At 48.3% G+C, this 292-nt stretch carries 1 protein-coding gene; it reads right to left on the reverse strand.

Going from position 1 to position 292, the window contains the following annotated elements; translation table 11 throughout:
- On the reverse strand, positions 1-220 hold a 220-nt coding region (locus BN202_RS09145; protein ID WP_034988299.1), incomplete at its 3' end, for a GPW/gp25 family protein.
- Positions 221-292: the final 72 nt, after the last annotated feature.

A 292-nucleotide genomic window follows, 5' to 3' on the forward strand; every position in this document is an offset into this window, starting at 1 on the left:
GGGGTTCCCATTTGTCTAAAGCTTCAGCAACGGCGGCATAAAGGGCAACAGCAAAGGCGTTATTGGCTGGTGCATCAATCAGTTCTCCAATGCGTGAACCGTAATCGCGCCGCATTACCCGCGTGCCAATGCGTGTTGTTAAAATATCAAGAATTGATTGGCGCAAATGATCAATACCGGATAAAGGTTTTCCTGTCATACGGTCCATTCCACTGTTCATTTTGGATTTCCTGTCATAGAACCACCAGGGGAGACACCCCCATGAACATGGGTTGCTCCTACATTGGTGCCA

This window comes from Bartonella florencae (genome assembly GCF_000312525.1).
Classification (GTDB): Bacteria; Pseudomonadota; Alphaproteobacteria; order Rhizobiales; family Rhizobiaceae; genus Bartonella; species Bartonella florencae.